20 protein-coding genes and 1 tRNA gene are annotated in these 24446 nt (G+C 55.0%); 15 read left to right on the forward strand and 6 right to left on the reverse strand.

What is annotated here, in order from left to right:
* Both L215_RS10185 and L215_RS0102435 read left to right on the forward strand, forming a co-directional pair.
* The coding region (locus L215_RS10185; protein WP_052343467.1) for a hypothetical protein at positions 1-1409 on the forward strand (1409 nt) is incomplete at its 5' end.
* A 324-nt stretch (positions 1410-1733) separates the two neighbouring features.
* The gene (locus L215_RS0102435; RefSeq protein ID WP_025884014.1) at positions 1734-3890 is read left to right on the forward strand and encodes an InlB B-repeat-containing protein; all 2157 of its coding nucleotides are present in this window, start codon (positions 1734-1736) and stop codon (positions 3888-3890) included.
* Positions 3891-4301: 411 nt separating this feature from the next.
* On the opposite strand, the gene ribD is transcribed toward L215_RS0102435, so the two are convergent.
* Positions 4302-5318 (reverse strand): bifunctional diaminohydroxyphosphoribosylaminopyrimidine deaminase/5-amino-6-(5-phosphoribosylamino)uracil reductase RibD, encoded by a 1017-nt coding sequence (gene ribD, locus L215_RS0102440; protein ID WP_025884016.1) that lies wholly within the window; start codon positions 5316-5318, stop codon positions 4302-4304.
* Positions 5319-5337: 19 nt separating this feature from the next.
* Here ribD and L215_RS0102445 point away from each other — a divergent pair, with 19 nt between their 5' ends.
* The 7 genes from L215_RS0102445 to scpA all read left to right on the forward strand — a co-directional run bounded on the left by L215_RS0102445 (position 5338) and on the right by scpA (position 14717).
* Positions 5338-6246 (forward strand): N5-glutamine methyltransferase family protein, encoded by a 909-nt coding sequence (locus L215_RS0102445; RefSeq protein WP_025884018.1) that lies wholly within the window; start codon positions 5338-5340, stop codon positions 6244-6246.
* 12 nt (positions 6247-6258) lie between these two features.
* The gene (locus L215_RS0102450; protein WP_025884019.1) at positions 6259-6738 is read left to right on the forward strand and encodes a regulatory protein RecX; all 480 of its coding nucleotides are present in this window, start codon (positions 6259-6261) and stop codon (positions 6736-6738) included.
* Between the two features lie 23 nt (positions 6739-6761).
* A complete protein-coding gene (locus tag L215_RS0102455) occupies positions 6762-7514 on the forward strand; it encodes a ComF family protein (RefSeq protein ID WP_025884021.1) in 753 nt (250 codons plus the stop codon).
* Positions 7515-8008: 494 nt separating this feature from the next.
* A complete protein-coding gene (locus tag L215_RS0102460; RefSeq protein ID WP_025884022.1) occupies positions 8009-9688 on the forward strand; it encodes a putative transporter in 1680 nt (559 codons plus the stop codon).
* A gap of 3 nt (positions 9689-9691) precedes the next feature.
* Positions 9692-10495, forward strand: a complete 804-nt coding sequence (gene lptB, locus L215_RS0102465) for an LPS export ABC transporter ATP-binding protein (RefSeq protein WP_027451285.1) — start codon at positions 9692-9694, stop codon at positions 10493-10495.
* A 169-nt stretch (positions 10496-10664) separates the two neighbouring features.
* Positions 10665-12536, forward strand: coding sequence for a methylmalonyl-CoA mutase small subunit (gene mutA, locus L215_RS0102470; protein WP_025884024.1), 1872 nt, complete (start codon positions 10665-10667; stop codon positions 12534-12536).
* A 24-nt stretch (positions 12537-12560) separates the two neighbouring features.
* On the forward strand, positions 12561-14717 hold the full coding sequence (gene scpA / locus L215_RS0102475; RefSeq protein ID WP_027451286.1) for a methylmalonyl-CoA mutase: 2157 nt from the start codon (positions 12561-12563) through the stop codon (positions 14715-14717).
* Between the two features lie 177 nt (positions 14718-14894).
* Here the strand turns inward: scpA and lpxB are convergent, their stop codons facing one another.
* Genes lpxB through L215_RS0102495 form a run of 4 tightly spaced genes read right to left on the reverse strand, consistent with a single transcriptional unit; the run spans position 14895 to position 18953 of the window.
* Positions 14895-16046 (reverse strand): lipid-A-disaccharide synthase, encoded by a 1152-nt coding sequence (lpxB, locus tag L215_RS0102480; RefSeq protein ID WP_025884026.1) that lies wholly within the window; start codon positions 16044-16046, stop codon positions 14895-14897.
* A 21-nt stretch (positions 16047-16067) separates the two neighbouring features.
* On the reverse strand, positions 16068-16832 hold the full coding sequence (gene surE / locus L215_RS0102485; protein ID WP_025884027.1) for a 5'/3'-nucleotidase SurE: 765 nt from the start codon (positions 16830-16832) through the stop codon (positions 16068-16070).
* Between the two features lie 32 nt (positions 16833-16864).
* A complete protein-coding gene (locus L215_RS0102490; protein WP_027451287.1) occupies positions 16865-17410 on the reverse strand; it encodes an FKBP-type peptidyl-prolyl cis-trans isomerase in 546 nt (181 codons plus the stop codon).
* Positions 17400-18953: a glycine--tRNA ligase gene (locus L215_RS0102495; RefSeq protein WP_025884028.1), complete on the reverse strand. Its 1554-nt coding sequence runs from the start codon at positions 18951-18953 to the stop codon at positions 17400-17402. The genes L215_RS0102490 and L215_RS0102495 overlap by 11 nt, the downstream gene beginning before the upstream one ends.
* A gap of 362 nt (positions 18954-19315) precedes the next feature.
* Here L215_RS0102495 and L215_RS0102500 point away from each other — a divergent pair.
* Positions 19316-19389: transfer RNA gene (locus L215_RS0102500), tRNA-Arg, on the forward strand.
* A gap of 88 nt (positions 19390-19477) precedes the next feature.
* Here the strand turns inward: L215_RS0102500 and L215_RS0102505 are convergent.
* A complete protein-coding gene (locus tag L215_RS0102505) occupies positions 19478-21487 on the reverse strand; it encodes a T9SS type A sorting domain-containing protein (protein WP_027451288.1) in 2010 nt (669 codons plus the stop codon).
* A 330-nt stretch (positions 21488-21817) separates the two neighbouring features.
* On the opposite strand from L215_RS0102505, the gene trpS reads away from it, so the two are divergent.
* The 5 genes from trpS to L215_RS0102530 are packed head-to-tail and all read left to right on the forward strand — an operon-like array spanning position 21818 to position 24432.
* Positions 21818-22813 carry a tryptophan--tRNA ligase gene (gene trpS, locus L215_RS0102510; RefSeq protein ID WP_025884293.1) on the forward strand — a complete coding sequence of 332 codons (996 nt, stop codon included), beginning with the start codon at positions 21818-21820 and terminating at the stop codon, positions 22811-22813.
* Positions 22814-22858: 45 nt separating this feature from the next.
* Positions 22859-23332 carry a DUF3127 domain-containing protein gene (locus L215_RS0102515; protein ID WP_025884292.1) on the forward strand — a complete coding sequence of 158 codons (474 nt, stop codon included), beginning with the start codon at positions 22859-22861 and terminating at the stop codon, positions 23330-23332.
* 26 nt (positions 23333-23358) lie between these two features.
* Complete coding sequence (locus L215_RS0102520; protein WP_007364912.1) at positions 23359-23838, forward strand: 23S rRNA (pseudouridine(1915)-N(3))-methyltransferase RlmH; 480 nt, start codon at positions 23359-23361, stop codon at positions 23836-23838.
* A 13-nt stretch (positions 23839-23851) separates the two neighbouring features.
* Positions 23852-24205: a PAS domain-containing protein gene (locus L215_RS0102525; RefSeq protein WP_007364914.1), complete on the forward strand. Its 354-nt coding sequence runs from the start codon at positions 23852-23854 to the stop codon at positions 24203-24205.
* A 2-nt stretch (positions 24206-24207) separates the two neighbouring features.
* Positions 24208-24432, forward strand: a complete 225-nt coding sequence (locus L215_RS0102530; protein ID WP_007364915.1) for a hypothetical protein — start codon at positions 24208-24210, stop codon at positions 24430-24432.
* Positions 24433-24446: the final 14 nt, after the last annotated feature.

Raw genomic sequence — 24446 nt, forward strand, 5'->3', positions numbered from 1 at the left:
GGAATGCCAGCAAGTACGCCGTCTGCGATGCCTCGGGCAACGTCATCACCGACGAGGTGGTCATCACACCTGTACCTGTAGAGGAGTACGGACTCGATATAGCCGGCGTGCAGGTCACCTCGGCGAACTGCTCCGACCTCACCGTCATCCCTGGCGTCAAGGGCAAGGTGACCTACGACCCCGCCACCAAGACGCTCACACTCGAGGATGCCTCCATCGATGGAGGAGAAGACCATCCAGGTATATGGTCAAAAGATGAGCTGACTTGTGTCGTCAAGGGGGAGGTCTCCATCACTTCTAATAATAAATGGATCGCAATGGCGTTCTATAAGAATGCCATTATAAAAGGGAATGGACAGCTCACTCTAAAGTCTTCAAATTGTGGTCTCTATACTCAGGCTGCTCTACTTATTGATGGTTGTACAGTCTATGCCGAGGGCAAATGGGGAATCGCAGGCTACAACGGCACGTCTGGCGAGTCTCTTACAATCAGAAATGCTACCGTCACGGCAAAGGGTGCCGAGGGTTCCATCCGCGACCTCGCAAGCTTCACTCTTGAGGGGTGCGATATCACGAAACCCGCAGGGGCTGTCTGGAATGCCAGCAAGCACGCCGTCTGCGATGCCTCGGGCAACGTCATCACCGACGAGGTGGTTATCGCATCTGTAGAGAAGTACAGACTCAATATAGCCGGCGTGTGGGCCAACTCGGCGAACTGCTCTGACCTCTCGGTCATCCCTGGCGTCAAGGGCAAAGTCAGCTATGACCCCGCCACCAAGACGCTCTCCCTCGAGGATGCCTCCATCGATGGAGGAGAACAACGCGGTATATGGTCAACAGATGAGCTGACTTGTGTCGTCAAGGGGGAGGTCTCCATCACTTCTAAGAATACGAGCGCAATGGGGTCCTATAAGAATGCCATTATAAAAGGGAATGGACAGCTCACTCTAAAGTCTCGAGAAGGAAGTGGTATCTATACTGAGGCTGCTCTACTTATTGAGGGTTGTACAGTCTATGCCGAAGGCGTTTATGGAATCGTAGGCAACGATGGCACGTCTGGCGAGTCTCTTACAATCAGAAATGCTACCGTCACGGCAAAGGGCACCCAGGGCTCCATCTGCGACCTCGCAAACTTCACCCTCGAGGGGTGTGAGATCACGAAACCCGCAGGGGCTGCCTGGTTTGCCAGCAAGCACGCCGTCTGCGATGCCTCGGGCAACGTCATCACCGACGAGGTGGTCATCACTCCGAAGGGTGGCACAGCGATCGACTTCGTCACACCAGAGCTGCAACCCGCGGATGGTGCTATCTACGATATGAATGGCGTGCTACGCTCCGAGCCTCTCGATGAGCTACCTACAGGTGTCTACATCATCGGTGGCCAGAAGGTCATGCATGTACAGCGTTAGCTGTTGGCTGTTGGCTGTTGGCTATTAGCTGTTGGCTAGAGTCACTAGTACTCCGATAGCTCCGATCACTCCGATAGCTCCGATCACTCCGATAGCTAACAGCCAAGAGCCAACAGCCAACAGCCAAGAGCCAACGAAAAATAGCTGTTTGAAGTTCTGAGGGGAGTGTGTAGTCGGTCGGCACGCAAGTTCCACTGCTACGCCTCCTCTCAGTTTTCGACAGACATCTCTACTACACCTGACGCAATACACTTCAAAGCATCATAATGCAAGGGAAAAGCACTCCCTAATATATACGACTATCACTTTAAGCAATATATGACTATGAAAAAACAACTACGCATTGGGATCTATATCCTACTAGCCACACTCCTAGCGAGTGTCGCTGTCGCACAGGAGCCTACTACTCCGGCTCTGCGCTCTGGACAAAAGGGTGTGATCACCATGACCACCTCTCTTAAGGTTGGGAAAGAATTCAATCTGACCGTCAAAGGTTCAGACATCTCCATTGTAGGCCTCGAGAAGAAGACCGACAGCACCTACACCATCACGAGCCAGACGATCAAAATCGAGGGCGAGGTGCAAAGTCTGAAATGCTCAAAGAATATGCTGACCAGCCTCACTTTGGAGCGTTGCTCCTCCCTGACAGAGCTGATCTGCCGTTGGAATGATGAGATAACTAGCCTAGACCTGTCGTCTTGCACCGCATTGACCAAGCTAGAGCTCCCCAGCTGTCTAAATTTGACCAGCCTAGATTTGTCGCACAACACCGCATTGACCGAGCTTTACTGTCCTGACAATTTGACCAGCCTAGACTTGTCGCACAACACCGCATTGACCGAGTTCAAGTGTGAGTACCTTCAACTGTCCAGCCTAGACTTATCGCATAATAAGGCACTGAAGGTCTTCAGGGCAGAGGGAGTTAGTATGACTAAGCTAGACTTTTCACACAACACAGCACTGGAAGTGATGGTTGCGAGAGAAGGTTCACTGAAGAGCTTGACCCTCCCCAAGAGCAAGACGCTGAGAGTTCTTGACTATGCAGAGACTAAAGTCGGGCATATGGATGTCTCTAACTATCCAGCCTTGGAGGAGCTTCGGTGTGGATACAATAACTTAACGCATCTGGACGTGTCAAACAATAGGCGCTTAAAGATCCTTGCCTGCGATGGCAACAAACTGACCAGCTTGGATCTCTCGAATAATCCTGCCCTAGAAGTGTTGGATTGCGGTGAAAACCCCTTGACCAGTCTAAACGTATCAAATCTGCCCGCCCTTACAAGTTTGGACTGCTGGGGAGCCCAGCTGACTAGCTTGGATCTATCAAGCAATCCTGCGCTGACAGAGTTGTCTTGCGATCGCAATCAGCTAACCAGCTTGGATCTCTCAAAGCAGACTGCTTTGGAGGAGGTCAGGTGTTTTGAAAACCTTCTGACCAAGCTAGAGCTCGCCAATTGTCCCAATCTAACTTCCCTAGATTGTAGAAACAACTTGCTGACCAAGCTAGAGCTCTCCAGCTGTCCAAATTTGAACAGAATAGAGTGCTATGGCAACTTGATTCTGGCAAACGAGATGACCAACCTCGTGAAAGCTTTGCCGGACCGTAACGGTAAGACAAAAGGTTGGTTTAGAGTATTTGACTCTAGTTCAAGTGATGAGAAGAATGTTTGCTACACCTATCATGTGGACATCGCCAAAGCCAAGGGTTGGAATGTACAAGCGGAAATGGGAATGGGAATAGGAACAAGAGACTATCGAGGTAAGCCCACGCCAACGTACGAGGTCACGCTCTCAGCAAACGAAGAAGGTGGAACGATCTTGACCGCAGAAGCGAAAGACTTAAAGATGGTACCCTACGGTACGGATCTATTTATCGTCGACAATCCTAAAGAGGGGTACGAGCTTACCGCTCTCACAGCGAACGAAACGGATATCCTAGCTACGAAGAAGGTCTTCATCACGGGTCACACAATAATCAAGGCGACCTTTACTAAGAAGCCCAAGACCTACAAGGTAACACTGAAGCCTACCGAGCACGGTACCATCTCCATCAAGGAGCAGGAGCAGGTCGATCTCAACGCTGTGCCCGAGGGAACGAAGCTGACGGTCGTAGCAAAGGGTGCCAACGACAAATGCGAGCTCACCAAGCTTACAGCAAATGGCGAGGACATCCTCATGGATATGACCTTCACCGTCACAAAGGACACGGAGGTCATTGCTGAGTTTGTCGACCACACGGGCATTGATGCAGTCGCTGCGAATGCGTTTGTCATCTATCCTAACCCTGCTAGCGAGGCTGCTACCGTCACAGGTCTAGCACCTGAGGCAGCCGTAGCACTCTACACGCTGGATGGACAGCTGATCACACGCCTAGCTGCTGACCGCTCGGGTCGCCTACAGATAGACCTCACCGCACTGAGCGAGGGTACCTATCTCGTAGTCACCGAGGGTGCTGCACAGCGCCTCGTCGTCAAGCACTAAGGACCACGATCTGACAGACGATAAGTTTGTCAGACTACAATAATAATAGAAGAGCTCCGTAGGACTATCCTGCGAAGCTCTTCTTGCATATTTAGAGGTCGGAGGGATCGGAGGGGTCGGAGCTATCGGACGAGTAACCCTGTGTAGGGACGCACGGCTAGTATCTAGCGGGAGGGCGTCCGTTTCCGTTTATTTAGAAGTTAGAGCGAGACGTGTAGCCCGCTGTAGGGACGCACGATCTGTGCGTCCGTTTCCGTTAAAGCCGTGACGATGTAACCTTTGACACAACGGACGCACAGATCGTGCGTCCCTACAACCGTTACTCGTCTTGCTGTACTACAACGGACGCCCTCCCGCTAGATACTAGCCGTGCGTCCCTACAGGAGTCGTCCCCGTGCGTCCCTGCAACCGCTACACGTTGGGGGCGGGGACGCCGTCGTGGAGCTGGACGGGGGCATGCTCGACGTTGAGTTCGTCGTAGAGCCCTGCGTCGAGGAAGCGCTGCAGGACCTGTGCACCTCCCTCGACGAGGAGCGACTCGACGCCTCGACTACGCAGGAGCGTGAGCAGATCGCGCACCTCGCCAGTCGTGGCGAGGCAGGAGACGTGAGGCGGGTATTGTCCGTCGGGTACCTGCTCTATGAGTGCAGGCGGGAGAAGTATGATCGTTGGTGCCGTAGCGTCTTGCAGCATACGCAACTCTGGACGAGGCAGACGGCTGTGACACCAGAGGAGACGGATCGGCTGACCGCCACTACCCGAGCGATTGGTCAGGAGCGGGTCGTCCAGCTCGGCGGTGTGATGACCCACCAAGATCGCATCGTGGAGCGCACGCAGACGATGCACCGAGCGCTGTCGGAGTGGCGAACTGAAGATGTAAGGTGCCTCGCTCGCATCGTGACGCAGGCGATCGATGTAGTGGTCGGCACTCTCGGCCCACTTGAGCGTGACGTAGGGTCGCCCTAAGGTCTGCGCCACGAGGAAGTGGCGGTTGAGCGCGATAGCCTCTTGCTCTAAGCAACCGACCGAGACCTCGATGCCCGCTGCGCGAAGGCGTGCCACGCCTCGTCCGTCCACTTTGGCAAAGGGATCCAGCATAGCGATGACCACTCGGGCGGGTCGCAACCCCGCAATGAGCTCTGCGCAGGGCGGTGTCTTGCCGTAGTGAGCGCAAGGCTCTAAGCTCACGTACCAGGTCGCCTCGCCGATAACGCCTCGCAGCTCCTCGGGGACACTACGCCACGCCATCACTTCGGCATGCGGTGCCCCCGCATAATGGTGGTAACCTTCGCCAATAATCTTATCTTTGTAGACGATTACCGAGCCGACCATCGGATTGGGACTGGTGCGCCCCTGCGCTAAGGCTGCGAGTTGCAGGCAGCGCTGCATATAGATCTCGTCTGGTGTGGTAGGTGCTGTACGTTTCATCAGGATAAAGGTCGCTACAATGAGTGAGGCTATGATAGTTGCTGGTATGACGCTGCGTGATGCGGCTCTTGCGATAGCGGAGGCGCTGCCCGCTTACTATGCCGAGATGCGGGAGCGTCAGGCTATGAGCGAAATGCTCCTACAGCATATCACCAGGCTTAGCCAGACAAACTATCTGCTTGACCGCAAAGTTAGACAATTGTCTGACACGGAAGCCACTTGGCTCTGCCAAGCCCTCAAGCGACTAGCGCACGATGAGCCGATACAGTACATCTTAGGAGTGGCGCCCTTCGGCTCTTTCGACCTAGCTGTCGGCAGGGGGGTGCTCATACCACGCCCCGAGACGGCCGAGCTGTGCGAACTGATCCTCGCTCGTCACCCCGTCACGGAGGCTCCCCAGCGGCTCCTCGACGTGGGGTGTGGCTCCGCCTGCATACCTATATATATAGGTAGTCACCGACCCAGTTGGCAGATCTATGCGATGGATCAGTCGGAGCAAGCGCTAGGCTATGCAGAGCAAAACGTTCGTCAGACAGGTGTCGCCGTCCAGCTCTTCCGTGGCGACCTCTTCGCCTGGTGCCAGGGGAAAGGTATCCCCGCCAAGCTTCCTCCGATAGACCTTTTGGTGAGCAATCCGCCCTATATCCCCGAATGCGACCAAGCGACGATGCGCCCCAATGTCCTCGTGGGCGAGCCTCACGAGGCACTCTTCGTACCAGACGCCGATCCGCTCCGCTACTACCGTGCGCTCGTGGCGCTCGTGCCACAGATCCGCTCGCCCCACGCCCCACTCACGCTCTACTGCGAGACGCATCACCAGCTGGCGCACGAGGTGGCGGTGCTCTGTGAGCAGGCGGGAGCCACTTCGTCAGAAGTGCTCAAAGACTTGACGGGCCGAGAGCGATTTGTACAAGCCACCTTTCAGTAAAAACGAAACCCTATGGACACCGATATACTCAACAAAGCCAAGTACTACTGCGCACGTGCCGAGCGCTCGCCACGCAATCTGCGCCTTTTCCTAATGCGTCGGGAGGTACCTTCGGACGAGATTGACGAGTACCTCGCCCTGCTCCAGGAGGGTCGCTACTATGATCCGCAGCGCTACGCCGAGAGCTACGCCCGCACACGCTATCGAGACATGAGCCAGGGACCCCACAAGATACGTCAGGCGCTACGTATGCAGGAGGTGCCGACGGAGATCATCGAGGCGGTGCTACCGGAGATCCTTGAGGCGGAGCAGCCGAACTACTCCCTCGCTGAGCTTCTCGAGAGCAAGCTGCGTCGCACCTCGGCACGAACGCCTCGTGCGCTCTTTGACAAGATGATGCGCTACGGCGTGGGGCGTGGTTACCACCAGAGCGAAGTGTACGAAGCGCTGCAAGAGGTGCTCCAGAGAATACGGGAGGAGGAAGAGGAATAAAGCGTAAAAGGTGCCGAACCCTGATGAGCCACAAACCGACGAAAAGCCCCTCCGCAGGACGCATCGCTCCGCCACTGCCACAAGGTTGGCGGGCAACGGCTCGTGAGTCGCTCCTACAGCTCCTCTACCCACGCTGGTGTCCCGCCTGTCACACGCTACTCCCGCCGAATGCTCCGCCCCTCTGCCTTACCTGTCAAGGCACACTGGGACGCTATCACGAGCATACGGTCGGTGCGCTGGACCGCTTGCGTGGAGCCCAGCCGATGCCTCGCAGGGTGCTGGCACCCTATCTCTACGCTCGTGACGATGCGATGGCGCTCGTCGTCCACGACATCAAGTATCACGGCAATAAGCCTCTCGCGAGGTATATGGGTCGTCTCATGGGGACGCTCCTACCGCTCGAGCAGGAGCAGATAGACTACATCATCCCCGTGCCGCTGACGCCGGCCCGTGCACTGGAGCGAGGGTACAATCAGGCGACGCTCCTTGCCGAGGGCATCTCTTCCGTTACGGGCATCCCCTATCTGGCTCACGCTTTGCGACGTACACGCTTTCAGGGTAGTCAGACGCACCGTGACCGCACGCACCGTCTAGAGGCTATGCTCGGGAGCTTCACACTAGGCAGCGAAGCGATCCCCCCAGATAGCCACATCCTACTCCTAGACGATGTGCTCACGACTGGCGCAACCCTCACGGCTGCGCTCAATGCTCTGGTGGACATTCCCCTAGCGCAGGTCTCCGTCGGTGTCCTAGCGGTCGGCACGCCCACGGCTTAGCTGGCTGTTGGCTCTACCCTCTAGCAGGGGTGACGCATGATAAAAATGAGCTCATTTCAATTCCTACCTAGGAAATGGCAAAATTCTTCCGTAGATATTTCTGATTTGCTACCTAGGAAATGGGCAAATTCTTCGGACTTATGATTTGATTCTTCCGAAGTTTCATTTGATTCCTCCGAAGAATTTTTTCTTTCCTACGTAGGAATTGGGGCAATTCCTAGGTAGCTATTTGGCAAATTCCTAGGTAGGAATTCAATTAGAGGTTAGAGGTTAGAAATTAGAGGTTGGAGTAAGCGGAGTAATCAGAAGCCATCGGAACTATCGGAGCTGATCTCTAACTTGAGACTGTTGACTTTTGCAACAGTCTCATCATGCGTCAGCCCTGTAGTCTCTAATTTCGTACCTTTGCGTCATAGTTGGAGCGTTTGGTCTAGACGATGTGCTCCCACGTTGTATGGCTCCTGAGGAGGAGCCTCACTTTCTAAGATACATGTATGGATAGTCTGCGAGCTTTTCTCAACGAACTCTTCGTCATACCTTCGGTGCCTCAATCGATTATTGTGATCTCACTGGTCTCACTGGTGGGGTTGCTCTTGGCACGCATTCGCATAGCCCGTATCTCTCTCGGGGTGACCTTCGTCTTTTTCGTCGGTATCCTACTCTCTTACTGGGGTATCACGCTAGAGGCTAGGACGCTGGACTTTGGGATGAACTTCGGGCTGATCCTTTTCATCTATGCGCTGGGACTTCAGGTGGGCCCGGCTTTCTTCCCCTCACTCAAGAAGGGAGGCATACGGGATAACCTCGACTCGCTCCTGATTGTAGCGGTGAATATAGCCCTAGTCGTGGGACTCTTCTACGTCTCTGAGCTGCCTATGAGTGAATGGGTCGGCATCCTATCGGGCGCTACGACGAATACGCCTGCCCTAGCAGCGGCTCAGAGTAGCTTGCCGAGTGTCGGGCCTGATGGACAGAGCGTGCTCGCGGAGATGGCACTGGCGTGTGCGATCACCTACCCCTTTGGTGTGGTGGGGGTCATACTAGCGCTCTACGTGCTGGCTCCCTTGGCGAAAAAGCGTGCCAAGAGTCAGTCTGATGAAGAGGAGCATGCAGCTTTCTTTAGCGAGTACGAGGTGAAGAATATGGGGGTCGTGGGCAAGACCATTTCGGAGATCTCTCGGGTGGCTGATACGCACTTTGTAATCAGTCGTATATGGCGTGACGGCAAGGCAATGTCTCCCGACTCGTCGACACAGCTCCTGGAGGGTGATCGTCTGCTAGTCGTTTCGGATGAACGGGAGGTGCCGAGGCTGGAGCTCTTCTTTGGCAAGAAAGTCGAGAAGGACTGGAACCGCTCAGACATTGACTGGGATAGTGTAGACCAAAGTCTCGTCTCTAGGCGACTCGTCCTCACTCGCAAGGAGTACAACGGCGTGCGCCTCAGCGCCCTACACCTGCGCAATGACTACGGAGTCAATGTGACGCGCATCGATCGTGCGGGCATCGAGCTACTGACCTCGCCAGACCTGCACCTGCAGCTGGGAGACCGTATGACGGTCGTGGGAACTAAAGAGGCTACGGATGCGGTCGCTGCCAAGATCGGTAACGAGATCAAGGACTTGGACACGCCCAATCTGCTGGGGCTCTTCATCGGTCTCTTCATCAGTGTCTTCGTCGGTATGATCCCCTTCTACATCCCTGGTGTGAGCATGCCTATACGGCTGGGACTCGCGGGTGGCGGTATCATCATCGGTATCCTGATGGGAGCCTTCGGGCCTCGTATGCATGTGACCACTTATATTACCAATAGCGCGAGCCTGCTGATACGACAGCTGGGACTGATCCTCTACCTAGGCTGTCTGGGACTCTCGTCGGGGGCTGGCTTCTTTGACATCCTCCTGAGCACGCGCGGCTTGGTATGGCTTGGCTATGGGGCCTTGCTGACGGTCTTCCCGATCCTACTGGTCGGCTGGTATATGCTACGTCGCAAGCGTGGGGACTATGCTACTATGTGCGGTGTGGTGTGCGGTAGCATGGCCAATCCGATGGCACTAGAGGTGGTCGGTGACCATCTGAAGGGGAGCAAGCACACGGTCGCATACGCTACGGTCTACCCACTGGGGATGTTCGTCCGCATCATCTTGACGCAGCTACTCATCTTACTCTTTGTATAGCTTATGACTGACACTATAGATACTACTGAAGCTCTCTCCCCTGATCGCCACAAAGGTGAGACGGGGCTCTTGCGTACGGAGCATCTCGTGAAGCGCTACCGCAGTCGTACGGTGGTCAACGATGTCTCTATAGAGCTTCGCCAAGGGGAGATCGTCGGACTACTCGGGCCTAATGGTGCGGGCAAGACGACTACCTTCTATATGACGGTGGGGCTGGTCGTACCTAATGGAGGAAAGATATACCTCAATGAGCAGGACATCACGAAGCTCCCAGTCTATCAGCGAGCCCGCCTCGGGATCGGCTATCTAGCACAGGAGGCGTCGGTCTTTAGAAAGCTGTCGGTAGAGGACAATATCAAGGCGGTGCTGGAGATGACGCCACTCACGCCAGAGCAGCAGCAAGAGCGACTGGAGATGCTGATCGAGGAGTTTGGTCTGCACAAGGTACGCACCAATCAGGGCAATAGGCTCTCGGGAGGTGAGCGTCGACGTGTCGAGATAGCTCGCTGTCTTGCCATCGACCCGAAGTTTATCATGCTGGACGAGCCCTTTGCCGGCGTCGACCCTATCGCTGTGCAGGACATACAGTCCATCGTGGCTAAGCTCAAGCAGCGCAACATCGGCATCCTGATCACGGATCACAATGTCAATGAGACGCTTAGTATCACGGATCGTGCCTACCTACTCTTCGAGGGCAAGGTACTCTTCCAGGGTACGGCGGAGCAACTTGCCGACAACGCTCTCGTACGTGAGAAGTACCTCGGACGCGACTTCGTCTTGCGCCGCAAGAGCTTTGCAGATCTGTAGTCACAGGCTCCATTGTCGTGAGGGCAACAGCTGTCGGTGAGGCTCTTTGAATAGAAATAGTTATCTTTGCGGGTAGCAACACGGTCGACTACCTTCTATCGTATAGGAGAGAGTCCTCATTGTTGCACCTTTTGCGCAATCAATTCACACAACACACACATAATACGATATGGCAAATAAAAGAGAACGGCTCTTTGGGGACTTTCCCCCCGTAAGCAAAGAGCAGTGGCTGGAGAAGGTCACGGTCGATCTCAAAGGTGCCTCCTTTGACAAGCGGCTCGTATGGCGTACGCCCGAAGGCTTTAGTCTACAGCCTATGTACAGACGCGAAGACATCGCTCAATATGCCTCACGTCTGGCACTACCTGGGGAGTATCCCTACGTGCGATCGACGAAGCTAGACAATGAGTGGCTCGTACGCCAAGACATCAAGGTGAAGGACCCCGCTGAGGCAAATGCTAAGGCTATAGATATACTCAACAAGGGTGTCACTTCCCTAGGATTCAACATCTCTAAGACGATACTCTCTGCTGAGACGCTGGAGACACTCCTCAAGGGGATAGACCTGACGGCCGTAGAGATCAATCTCTCGACCTGCATCTCTCGTACAGTCGAGCTGGCAGAGCTCTTCGTCGCTTACGTACAGAAGCATAAGGTCGATGGCGCTGCCGTAAGGGGCGCTATCGAGTACAACCCCTTCAAGCGGGAGCTGATGAAGGGCGTCGTCGACGACAAGCGCTACGACACACTGGAGCAACTCTACAACATTGCCAAGCCTATCCCACAGATGCGCCTGTACATCGTAGAGGCGTCCATGCTAAGCAACGCCGGTGCGGGCATCGTCAAGGAGCTCGCCTACGCTCTCGCCTGGGGTGCGGAGGTACTCGACCAGATGGTGGCTCGTGGCCACGATGTTGAGGAGATAGCTCGGAGGATCAAGTTCCACTTCGGCATTAGCTCAAACTACTTCCTCGAGATGGCGAAGTTTCGTGCAGCTCGCTGGCTATGGGCCGAGATCATCGGGGCGCATGGCGACCAGTACAAGGGCGATGCGGCTAAGATCTGCCAGCACGCGACCACTTCGCAGTGGAATATGACCATCTACGACGCTTACGTCAACCTACTCCGCTCACAGACGGAGACGATGTCGGCTGCCTTGGGCGGTGTCGACTCGATTACGGTTCTACCGTTCAACATTACTTACGAGGAGAGCAACGACTTCTCCGAGCGTATCGCTCGCAATCAGCAGCTTCTGCTGAGCGAGGAGAGCCACTTTGACAAGGTGGTTGATCCCGCTGCGGGTTCTTACTACATAGAGACCTTGACCAATGTGATTGCTGAGCAGGCTTGGCAGCTCTTTGGCGAGATCAGCGCTAGCGAGGGTGGCTTCGAGAGCTTTGTCACCTCGGGCGCTCTACAGCGTGACCTCCAGGAGACCAATACGCAGCGCCACGGAGCTGTGGCAAAGCGCAAGGAGACGCTACTGGGTACTAACGAATTTCCAAACTTTACGGAGACGGCTCACGAGAAACTCGCGACACCCGCTGTCATCACGACGGGATGTGGCTGCTCTACTGGTGAAAAGCAGGAGGGACTACAGCCACTCAACTTCGACCGTGGTGCTAATGAGTTTGAGACGCTTCGCTTGACGACGGAGCGTGGCAAGCAGCCTGTCGTCTTCATGTTGACAATCGGCAATCTAGCGATGAGACTCGCTCGCTCACAGTTCTCGGGCAACTTCTTCGGTTGCGCCGGCTACAAGCTCATCGACAACCTGGGCTTCGAAACAGTCCAAGAGGGTATCGACGCAGCTGTCGCAGCTAAGGCAGACATTGTGGTGCTCTGCTCTAGCGATGACGAGTATGAGACCTTCGCTCCTGAGGCGTTCCGACTACTCGACGGCAGAGCGCAGTTTGTTGTAGCGGGCAATCCCGCCTGCACGGAGCAACTGCAGGCTCTCGGCATCGAGCACTTCATCCATGTCCGTAGCAACGTGTTGGAGACGCTGCAGCACTTCAACAAGATCTTCGGACTAGCGTAGTAACCCTCTAAGTAACACACACAAATGACAAAGCCATTATATAAAGAGATTGACCTGAGTCACTCTCAGTTTGGACGCACCGACGCCTCGAAGTGGGGCAAGGAGCATGCGCTTGAGGCGAACTGGACGACGCCTGAGCAGATCAAAGTCAAGCCTGTCTACACGGCTGACGATATAGAGGGTCTAGAGCATCTCGACTACGTGTCGGGATTGCCTCCCTTCCTCCGTGGCCCGTACAGCTTGATGTACCCGTTCCGTCCGTGGACGATACGTCAGTACGCAGGCTTCTCGACGGCTGAGGAGAGTAACGCATTCTACCGTCGTAACCTGGCGAGTGGTCAGAAGGGACTATCAGTCGCTTTCGACCTCCCGACACACCGTGGCTACGACGCCGACCACCCACGTGTCGTGGGCGATGTGGGCAAGGCGGGCGTCTCTATTTGCTCGCTGGAGGATATGAAGGTACTCTTCGACGGTATCCCCCTAGCCAAGATGTCTGTCTCCATGACGATGAATGGGGCGGTACTACCAGTCCTCGCTTTCTACATCAATGCGGGTCTAGAGCAAGGCGCTAAGCTCGAGGAGATGGCGGGCACCATTCAGAACGACATCCTCAAGGAGTTCATGGTGCGCAACACTTATATCTATCCGCCCGAATTCTCAATGAAGATCATCGCCGACATCTTTGAGTACACCTCGCAGAAGATGCCGAAGTTCAACTCTATCTCCATCTCTGGCTACCACATGCAGGAGGCAGGCGCCACGGCCGACATAGAGATCGCCTTCACCATCGCTGACGGTATCGAGTACCTCCGCGCTGGTATCAATGCGGGCATCCCTGTGGACAAGTTTGCGCCACGTCTCTCCTTCTTCTGGGGCATCGGTGTCAACCACTTCATGGAGATCGCCAAGATGCGTGCCGCACGAATGCTCTGGGCTAAGGTGGTCAAGAGCTTTGGCGCTGAGAATCCTAAGTCGCTCATGCTCCGTACGCACTGCCAGACCTCTGGATGGTCGCTCACCGAGCAGGATCCCTACAACAACGTCGGGCGTACCTGTATCGAAGCTATGGCAGCTGCCCTCGGACACACGCAGTCGCTACACACCAACGCGCTCGATGAGGCGATCGCTTTGCCGACCGACTTCTCGGCTCGTATCGCTCGTAATACGCAGATCTACATTCAGAAGGAGACGCAGGTCTGCCGCTCTATCGATCCATGGGGTGGCTCCTATTACATAGAGACGCTCACTGACGAGATCGCTCACAGAGCGTGGGAGCACATTCAGGAGGTCGAGAAGATCGGTGGTATGGCCAAGGCTATCGAGACCGGCCTTCCCAAGATGCGTATCGAGGAGGCAGCCGCACGTACGCAGGCTCGCATCGACTCCAATCAGCAGGTCATCATCGGTATCAATAAGTACCGCCTAGAGCACGAGGATCCGATCGAAATCCTAGAGATCGACAACACCTCCGTGCGTCAGAGCCAGGTGGCTCGTCTGGAGGATCTGCGTGCTCATCGCGATGAGCAGGCTGTACAGGCAGCTCTCAAGGAGATCACCGAGTGTGTACGTACCAAGCAGGGCAACCTTCTAGAGCTAGCCGTCAAGGCAGCTGGTCTACGTGCCTCACTAGGCGAAATATCCGACGCTTGCGAAGAGGTCGTCGGACGATACAGTGCAGTAATTAGAACGATCAGTGGCGTGTATTCAAAAGAGTCAGGACACGACAAGCAGCTGGAGTATGCCAAGCAGCTTGCCGCAGAGTTTGCAGAGCGTGAGGGGCGTCAGCCTCGTATTATGATTGCCAAGATGGGACAAGACGGTCACGACCGTGGTGCCAAGGTCGTAGCCACTGGCTACGCCGACTGCGGCTTTGACGTCGATATGGGTCCTCTCTTCCAGACTCCTGAGGAGAGCGCTCGTCAGGCTGTCGAGAACGACGTCAACATCCTTGGCGTCAGCTCGCTGGCAGCAGGTCACAAGACGCTTATCCCACAGGTCATCGAGGAGCTACGCAAGCTCGGACGTCCCGACATCATCGTCACCGCTGGCGGTGTCATCCCAGCTCAGGACTACGACTTCCTCTACAAGGCAGGCGTGGCAGCTATCTTCGGCCCAGGCACCCCTGTCGCCTACTCAGCTGCCAAGTGTCTTGAGATACTTCTCGGCAAGGAGGCGTAGCTCAGCAAGCTAGTCACAATGAGACTGTTGCAAAAGTCAACAGTCTCACAACGCGAGACTAAGGCATCGCCACTAGTCTCCCCAATATAAGAAGAGCGGGTCTGTTCGTCACTGAGCAGACCCGCTCTCTGTGTTGATGCTGTCGTAGCAAGCTCCAGACAAAGCGCCTATCGTGGATCAGTCGTCGGTAGTCCAGCGGGTAGGCTCCCACTGCGTCGTGAGTGCGTGGTAGATAGTCTCGGCTGCTACTTGCGAAGCGACACGTGACGGGTCTAGTCGCTGACGAATCTCGTCGTAGTGCGCTTGCTGCGCTTGATAGGACGAGCCTTCACGCTCTAGGAGCGGAGTGAGCGCCTGAGCAAGTCGCTGTGGCGTCACCTTGTCGCCGAGTAGCTCCTCGACGACCGGACACTCTGCGATCAGGTTCACCAAAGAGAAGTAACGGATCGGCAGTAGATGGTCAAAAGCCCAGCGCGCTAAGCGACCTGCGGGGAGACGATAGGCGACCACCTGTGGAGTACCTATGAGCGCTGTCTCGAGCGTTGCCGTTCCTGAGGTAACAAGCGCTGCGGAGGCGCCAGCCAATAGCGGTAGCGTCTCGTCGGTGACCAACTCTATGCGCTCATTTATATAGGGAGTGTAGTGCGCTCGGTCAATGCTCGGTACTGCTGCGATGACTGCTCGCCAGGGAGCTGGCAGGAGGTCGATCGCTTGGCACATGATCGGCATGTTGCGCGCTATCTCCGCTTCGCGACTCCCTGGGAGGAGCGCTATGTAAGGTCGTGCCGTATCGCATAGCTTAGCATTGCTCTCCAGTAGCTTGCCCACGCTCTGTATACTCGGGTTGCCCACGTAGCGAGCAGAGACGCCACGCTGCGAGAGGTAGTCCGCCTCAAAGGGGAGGATCGTCAAGCAGAGATCCGTGTAGCTCCTGAGCCGCTTGATGCGTCGACGACGCGATGCCCACACCTTAGGCGGGATGTAGTAAACGACCGGCACCCCGTGACGATGCGCCATCGGGAGCGTGTAGCGCAGGTTAAAGCCTCCGTAGTCGATCGGTATGACCACATCAGGAGGATTCGAAGTCATCTCCTCCCGCAAGAGTTGTGCCGCGTGACCTATCTTGCGCATACTACGCAGTACGCTTGTGAAGCCCATGACCGCTATCTCACGATAGTGGTAAAGCGGAGCGACACCCGCCTGCTGCGCCATCTTGTCTCCACCGATGAAAGCAAAAGCGGCCTCCGTATCGACCGCTTTCAGTGAGGCGATGAGCCGTGCACCATGCTCATCACCAGAAGCTTCGCCAGCTATGAGCAGATATTTCATAGCTTACACGAGAGGCTTACGCTAGGGCTGTAGAGGCCACTCCTTAGTAGCCCGCTCTAGGAAGGGGTGGTCCGTCATATCGATCTGTAGGGGCGCTATCGTAGCGTAGCCCTCGACGAGCCAGTAGTGATCCGTCCCCCTACGGTGATCGGGATCCACCTGGTCACCCTGCATCCAGTAGACGGGCGTACCGTGAGGCGTCTCCGACCGCATGTATTCATTGACGAAGCGTCCCGTCCCTTGGGGAGCCCACTTGATCCCCTTGGCGGGAGCCTTCGGGAAGTTCACATTGAGCATCGTCGTACGGGGTAGTTCATGCTCCATCACCTGCGGGATAAATTGCTTGGCAAAGGCGCATACCTCGCTAAAGTCACACTTGTCGCTGTGGTCAGCAAGCGAAAAGGCGACCGCTGGTATACGAGCTATGGCAGCCTCTATGGCCGCGCCCGCTGTGCCTGAGTAGATCGCGCAGATACCATCGTTGCGCCCATGGTTAATCCCCGACACCACAAGGTCAGGAAGCGTAGTCGCAAAGATGGTGTTCAGCGCCAGCTTGACACAGTCCACAGGCGTTCCCGAGCAACTGTACAGCTGATAGGGCAGCTGCTCGCTCTCATCCATAAGGGTGATCCGTAGTGGTGTGCGGGAGGTGATCTGCGAGGAGGCTCCCGAGCGGGGCTCCGTGGGCGCGACGACCGTGACCGTCGCTATCTGGGAGAGCGTCTCCGCCAGTTCACGGATACCCTGTGCGTGGACACCGTCATCGTTGGTTAGTAGTATCTTCATAGGTTAGATTTAAGGTTGATAGTAGGACAAGTTTAGTCGTGAGCCTCAGCTGAGCGCTGGCTCTCGGGGATGATCTCCTCGAGCTTAACGCGAAACTTTAGCGCTGAGTAGGGGTTGATCTCACCAGATCGCTTCTCGCCATAGGCTAGGTACCAGGGGATGATAATCTCCGCCTCATCGCCTACGACCATCTGCTGGAGACCGATGCGAGCACCCTCGATGAGTTGGTCTTGAGCTCCACGATTGATGGCAAACTGAGCTGGGCGCTCCGAGCCGTAGTTACCATCCACGATCCTATCCCCCACGAGCATGCGCATCTCGTAGTGGCACTTGATGCGAGAGGTCTCGATGGGGTACTCCTTACCCTCGCCATGGGCGAGCCACTTCATGTAAACATAGGCAGAAGAACCCGTGAGAGAGGCTTTCGTATAGTCCTCTTTTGAGGCGTACTCATTGAAGGAGTTCTCATTATTAATGCGCCACTGAGTCGTAGCATCGATAGGATCTTCGCAAGATGCTAAGAGGAGCAGCGAGAGTAGCGTCACGAGGGCTACTCTGAGGGATATACTATATTTCATCTTCGATCTTCTTAAGTAGCGTGTTGATACTGGTGCGCTGGGCGATGAGGTCGTGTAGCTCGGAGATAGCGATACGCTCCTGCTGCATCGTGTCGCGATCACGTAGGGTGACCGTGTTGTCGTCGAGCGTCTGGTGGTCCACGGTGATACAGTAAGGCGTACCGATAGCGTCCTGACGACGGTAGCGCTTGCCGATGCTATCCTTCTCATCATACTGGCAGGTGAAGTCCAGGTGCAGGAGGCGTACCACCTCATGCGCCTTCTCGTCCAGTCCATCCTTGCGTACGAGCGGTAGGACAGCCAGCTTGACCGGTGCTAGTGCAGGCGGTAGCGAGAGGACCACGCGGGTCTCGCCACTCTCCGTCTGCTCCTCCTTGTAGGAGCCACAGAGCACCGAGAGGAACATACGATCCACTCCGATACTGGTCTCCACGACGTATGGGATATAGGACTCCTTCGTCTCGGGATCGTAGTAGCGGAGCTTCTTGCCCGAGAACTCCTCGTGGCGCGATAGGTCAAAGTCCGTACGACTATGGATCCCCTCCACCTCTTTATAGCCAAAGGGCATGAGATACTCAATATCGGTCGCAGCATTGGCATAGTGCGCCAGCTTCTCGTGATCGTGGTAGCGGTAGTCGCTCTGCGGGAAGCCTAGAGCGTAGTGCCAGTGCAGGCGCAGCTTCTTCCAGTACTCAAACCACTCTAGCTCAGTGCCTGGCTGTACGAAGTACTGCATCTCCATCTGCTCAAACTCACGCATACGGAAGATAAACTGGCGTGCCACGATCTCATTGCGGAAGGCCTTACCGATCTGCGCAATACCGAAGGGAAGCTTCATGCGTCCCGTCTTCTGCACGTTGAGGTAGTTGACGAAGATGCCCTGAGCCGTCTCGGGGCGCAGGTAGATCGTCGAGGCTCCCTCAGCTGTCGAACCCACCTCGGTGGCAAACATCAGGTTAAACTGACGCACCTCCGTCCAGTTCGTCGTGCCACTGATGGGGCAGACGATCTTCTCATCGATGATGATTTGGCGCAGCTCCTCGAGGTCGTTGTCGTTGAGCGCCTTAGCCATCCGCTGGCGCAGTGCCTCGGCCTGCTCGAGGTAACCCATGACACGAGGATTGGTCGTGCGGTAGAGCGACTCGTCAAAGGAGTCGCCAAAGCGCTTGCGCGCCTTCTCTATCTCCTTCTCCGCCTTACTCTCGATCTTAGCGATCTGATCCTCGATGAGGACATCCGCGCGGTAACGCTTTTTGGAGTCTTTGTTATCAATGAGTGGATCGTTGAAAGCATCTATATGACCCGAAGCACGCCATATCTCAGGGTGCATAAAGATCGACGAATCGATGCCGACCACGTTAGGGTGTAGGCGAGTCATCGCCTCCCACCAGTAGCGCTTGATATTGTTCTTGAGCTCTACACCGTTCTGACCGTAGTCATAGACAGCGCTCAGCCCGTCGTAGATATCAGATGAGGGAAAAACAAATCCGTACTCCTTGCAGTGGGATACAATCTTCTTAAAGAGATCTTCTTGTGATGCCATAATGGTTTCTTGTCCTAAGTATTATGGTTACAAAGATACGAAAAAGAGGTTAGAGACTAGAAGTTAGAGATTAGAGACTAGAAGTTAGAGACTAGAGGTTAGAGACTAGAGGTTAGAGACTAGAAGTTAGAAGTCCGATTATTCAGATGGCTCCGATAGTTCCGATAGCTCCGATGGTTCTGATAGCTCCGATGGCTCCGACCTCTAATCGAATTCCTAGGTAGGAAATGAAACGAGCTCATTTTTATCATGCGTCAGCCCTGGGACAGACCGTGCGCTCCTACATAGGGCTACACCTCCAGCGAACGATGTTGCGGAGCCTGCGCATCGCAATATTTTGTACCTTTGTGGCGATGATAGAAGGCTCGGTAGCTTAGCTGAATAGAGCGTCAGATTCCGGTTCTGAAGGTCGTGGGTTTGAATCCCACCCGAGTCACTCAACACGACTGCTATACAAATGAGAAGGGAGACACTCCAGTGGAGCGTCTCCCTTCTTTTAGGGTGATCGTAGGTTTGGTCTTGCTCTACCTGGCGATTAGGACGGAGATAGGCTGGTCGCCTACGACTAGGATGTACAGCCCGCTAGGGATGGAGCTTAGTGCTAGCGTGGCGGTGCCTTGGCTGTTGGTCTGACCTGTTAGGACGAGCGCTCCCGTAGCATCGTATAGCTGTAGTAGGGCATCGCTAGCTCCACCTCGTACGAGTAGATAGTCTGTGACGGGGTTGGGGTAAATCTCTAAAGCTGAAGTTGTGACGTGCTCGATGCGATCTACCTTCTGGAAGGTCACCTGGACTATCGTTGGTTTCTTGACGACAAAGCTCTTGCTCTCGGTGCGGTCTACCTCATTGACAAGTATCTGCGCGAGCTTGTATCCCTCATCTGGGGATGCAACGACTGTAAGCGTGGTCCCCAGGGGGACTGCCTTGAGGTCTGAGTAGCCTGTGATAGAGGCTGTACCGCCAGTGCCGATCTTGAGGTCTACCGTATAGGTTGATGTGCTGGGATCAGCTCCAGGATAGTCCTCGTTGGTCTCTGAGAAGACGACTCGCCACCCCCGTTGCGTCGCAATGGCTACGTCGCTCTTGAGACATATGTTGCCATCTTCGGCTATCTTGTCTAGAGACTTATGCACCTGCCAGAGCCCAGGCTGTGTGTTGCTCCTATCAGGGAGACTCTCAGCGAGAGCTTTCATGGCATCGCCTTTGATTTGATTCCTAGCACAGGCTAGGAGTGAGAGCTTGGGGCAGTGCGAGAGGTCTAGAGAGGTCAACTTATTGGATGAGCAGGTTAGTATCGTCAGATCCTGGCAGTTCTCAAGAGAGATAGCTGTGAGATCATTACCCCAGCAAGCGAGCTGTGTGATGCGCCCACGTATGGTAATGGTCTGACTAGTGAGGGTGTACTTGATATAGGATCCATCAAAAGGTACTCCATCGACCCCCTCGATGGTGAAGTCGTCCTCAGCCTTGATCATTAGAGAGATCTTCTGACCTATGGGGCGACTCGTGGTGAGGGTGATGGAACCATTGAGTGGAGCCTCTTCGCCTTCGTAGGCTGGGTCTTTTAACTCTTGATCAGCATAGGATACGACCCAGTGCTTGCTGGTCGCAAGAGCGACGTCACTCTTAAGGCATACATTGCCATCTTGAGGTCGCTGGGTGGGGTTAAAGTGTACCTTAAGCTTGCCCTTGGTAGTCTTCTGCGAGCGGTCAGCGAGACTCTTGATAAGCTGGGTCATAGCCTCGCCTCGTATCTTATTGTTGTAGCAGACGAGTTCGTCCAGAGCTGGACTGTGTGAGAGGTCTAGCTCTGTGAGTAGGTTGTCACTGCAGTTGAGACTTCTGAGCTTGGTACAGTGAGACATGTCTAGCTTGGCGAGCTGGTTCTTAGAGCAGTCAATAGCAGAGAGGAGCGAGCCCTGAGGAATAACTATCTCGGAGATCTGGTTGTCTTGGCAGCGGATGGCTGAGACTCCAGGACAGGAGGTTAAGTCTAGCTTGGTGAGCTTATTGCCGTAGCAGTTGAACCATTTGAGCTTCTTAAGTGGCGTGAGATCCAGCGCGGTGAGCTGATTGTTGTAGCAATTGAAGTTCGTCAGCTTGACACAGGCGGTGAAGTCCAGCTCGGAAATTTGGTTATCTCCGAGGAAGAAGCTCTCGAGCGTAGGACACTGGATTAACTCGACCTTAGTAATCTGACTCTTGCCACAGTCAAAGCTCTGGATAGATCCTCTCAGTACGATGGTCTGACTGGTGAGTGTGTACTTCACCTTCTTATTGCCGATCTGGGGAGCCTCTTTGACACCCTCGATGGTTATGTCTTTGAGTCTAGGATTGACAGAGATGAGCTTCATATCGATGGTCTCGCCGACAGCGCGTGACGTGGTGAGCTTGATGTAGCAGCCCTGAGACTGTCTAAGTGCTGTGGTGGCAGCGTCTGATGGAGTCTGTGCAGTCCCCTTGGCGGGAAGAGCCAGCAGCCCCCAGAGCAGTAGCCCGAGCGTGAGTAGCGGGGCGATAAAAGTACGTTTCATATCAACTTGTTTTTACTGTATGTAGATGGATCTAGCGGGAGAGGGGCTAGCTGCTGATGGTAAAGCCTTCAGCATTGTCCTCTCCGCATTTGGATCTCCAAAGGTATCTCAACGATGCTAGGTGCGACGAGCTTTTCCATACCCAGTTATTGGTATTCTGACATTTGGGCTTAGCAATTTAGGCAGTCGCCAAAGACTTGAACACCCACACTCACTACAAAGTGTGACGCGAAGGCTTTGTCATTACGATCCTACACAGTTGCTCCAAGAGCGCAAAAAGTACTACCTTTGTGCTATAGCTATACAATAAATAGAGAGAACAGAATCAGTATGGAACGAGTCGTCAGCGGTATACGCCCTACCGGTCATCTACATATAGGCAACTACTACGGAGCTATGCGTAGCTTCCTAGAGATGCAGGAGCAGTACGATTGCTACTTCTTCATCGCTGACTGGCACTCGCTGACGACGCACCCCCACCCAGGAGACATCGTACAGGATACGGATACGATCCTCGCTGAGTACCTCGCCTGTGGCCTGGACCCGAGCAAGGTGGTCCTCTACCGTCAGAGCGATGTGCCGGAGGTGCTGGAGCTCTACCTGTACCTCAATATGAATGCTTATCTGGGGGAGCTACAGCGCACGACAACCTTTAAGGAGAAGGCGCGCAAGCAGCCAGACAATGTCAATGCGGGTCTGCTGACCTACCCAACGCTGATGGCGGCTGACATCCTACTGCAGCGTGCTGTCAAGGTGCCTGTGGGCAAGGATCAGGAGCAAAACATGGAGATGGCGCGTCGCTTCGCCCGTCGCTTTAACACGATCTACGGGGTGGAGTACTTTACGGAGCCTGCCTCGTGGACCGCTATGTCTAAGCCGATCAAGGTGCCTGGGCTCGATGGCTCGGGCAAGATGGGCAAGAGCGAGGGCAATGCGATCTACCTCTATGAGGACGATAAGTCTATCTCTAAGAAGGTAATGCGCGCCGTGACGGACGCGGGTCCTACGGAGCCAAATAGCAAGCCTTCGGAGCCTGTGGAGAACCTTTTTACCATTATGGATCTGGTCTCTACGCCTGAGACGGTGGCACACTTTCGCCAATGCTATGCGGACTGCTCGATACGCTATGGGGATCTGAAGAAGCAGCTGGCGGCAGACCTGATCGCAGCGATAGCCCCGATCCGTGAGCGGATCCTAGAGCTCTCTAGCGACAAGGCTCAGCTACACAAGGTGGCTACCGAGGGCGCTATGAAAGCGCGTGAGAGCGCTCGCAAGACGATCGAAGAGGTCAGAGAGATCATAGGCTTTGCCCCGACACTCCGATAGCACTATCCACAACCGACTAATAACTAAATAACTTATAGACTAGATATGGACAGCAACAATAATCGTCCCAATCCACTCATCGCAAGAGGCACCGTCATACGTATCCTCCCCGTACAGGAGGGGGTCAGTAAGTCGGGCAACGCTTGGCGCAAGGGCGCTTTTGTCATTGAGACTGAAGCTCAGTACCCACGCACCATCTGCTTCAATATTTGGAACAACCGTATCGACGAGTTCCCACTGACGGAGGGTGACCTGGTTGAGGTTCGCTTTGACGTAGAGAGCCGTGAGTATATGGAGCGCTGGTACACAGATGTGACTGCTTACAGTGTCTCCAAGGCAGACCAGGCAGCAGCCGCTGCGCCAGAGGCTGACCCCTTTGCAGGCAAAGCTCCTTACGTAGAGGGTGACGCTCCTAGCACGGGCTTCGCTTCGCAAGCTCCTGAGGCTGGTGCGCAGAATCAGTTTGGCGGTTCCTTCGACCCAGCCGCTGGTGACAACGCTGACGACCTACCTTTCTAAGAGTTAGCCTTACATAGTTAATAGTTATGCGTACGACACTCCTCGTAGTGGGTGAGACCTCTTCGCCAGAGCTACACCGCCTTATAGAGGAGTATCGGCAGCGCATCGGGGGGTATATACCCTTCGATCTAGAGGTGCTACCCGACCCCAAGCGGCGTAAGCAGCAAGCCTCCATAGCTAATCAACAACAGGCAACCTGCGAGGCGATCGCATCTGTGATCGCACCGAGTGATCTGGTGGTCCTGCTGGATGAGCGTGGCAAGGAGTACACGAGCCGTCAGTGGGCGGAGCAGCTACAGCGCTATATGAATAGCGGTGCCAAGCGACTCCTCCTAGTGGTGGGCGGACCTTATGGCTTTACGCCTGAGTTCAAGCAGCGCTACGGACAGCAAGCTTGGTCGCTCAGTCGCTTGACGCTAACGCATGAGATGGTGCGTCTCTTTGCTGTCGAGCAGATCTACCGAGCCTGCACGATACTACGGGGAGAGCCTTACCATCACGACTAATTGATACAATCGCATGATACCATTCTTTGAAGAGGCAGACGTAGCGGTCACGATCTGTGACCGTGAAGGACGCATTATAGAAATGAACGAGCAGTCGCGTCAGGTCAATCTCAAGCCCGGTCAAAGCTTGATCGGCAAGAATGTCCTCGACTGCCACCCCGAGCCAGCACGCTCGATGCTGGCCAACATGATGGAGCACCAGACGAAGCATGTCTACACCATCACAAAGGGAGACAAGAAGAAGCTCATCTACCAGATCCCCTGGTACGAAAATGGAGAGTACGCTGGCTTTATGGAGCTCTCGATGATCATCCCCCACGAGATGGCGCACTACGTACGTCAGGTGCCTCCCGAGAAGAAAGCTTAGCCATGTTTCGCAGAGACCGCATCAAGCTTTACTTCCTCCTCATCTGGTGGATCGCCCTCAACGTGTGGGTATGGATCCTGCAGCGCACCCCCTTTGACTGGATTCGTGTCGGCTCCAGTATAGGCACGCTCGTGGTGATTGCTCTCCTCGCCTGGATATGGCATCAGCGCTACCGCACCGAGCAGAAGCGCCGTGCAGAGGAGCAACCAGAGGACGAAGTGGAGTAGTGCCGTCGGCTCGT

This window comes from Porphyromonas uenonis DSM 23387 = JCM 13868, from assembly GCF_000482365.1.
Classification (GTDB): Bacteria; Bacteroidota; Bacteroidia; order Bacteroidales; family Porphyromonadaceae; genus Porphyromonas; species Porphyromonas uenonis.